The sequence below is a fragment of the Parabacteroides sp. AF17-3 genome (assembly GCF_003635445.1).
Taxonomy (GTDB): domain Bacteria; phylum Bacteroidota; class Bacteroidia; order Bacteroidales; family Tannerellaceae; genus Parabacteroides; species Parabacteroides goldsteinii.
Genome location: NZ_QTMM01000035.1, coordinates 10,049 through 10,437 on the forward strand (window position 1 = coordinate 10,049; position 389 = coordinate 10,437).

A 389-nucleotide genomic window follows, 5' to 3' on the forward strand; every position below is an offset into this window, starting at 1 on the left:
TCAAAACATATATCTTTCATCTCCGAAATAAGGGACTTTCAAATTTTCAATTCTCAAGGTTCTCCCAGGAAATCGACAATCACCCCGACCTGTTTCGGAGTCAGTTTTCGTTGCCGTTCACAGAACCCGGCTGCCCTTAAATCCCTGGTCAATTTTTCGTTTCTTACCACCCAGCGATGCAACAAACGTGATGCTGAGTTCGGATGCAAATCCGGGTTGTAACAGAGTGCCAGTTCTGTCCATCCGTAACTGCGGATTTTGAATTTTTCTTCGTCCATATTCTTATGATTTAGTTTTACTAAGATAAGAAATTAAATCCACATAAAGAAATGAAATTCAAAGTTTATGCGCATTATTTATATATTTATACGGACTTATTAAACCCTTCG

General features: G+C 38.6%; 1 protein-coding gene. It reads right to left on the bottom strand.

Translation table 11 applies throughout. The features are described 5' to 3' along the window. Positions 1–53 precede the first annotated feature (53 nt). The gene (locus DWW91_RS27250) at positions 54–278 is read right to left on the bottom strand and encodes a DUF4248 domain-containing protein (protein ID WP_007658484.1); all 225 of its coding nucleotides are present in this window, start codon (positions 276–278) and stop codon (positions 54–56) included. Between the last annotated feature and the right edge of the window lie 111 nt (positions 279–389).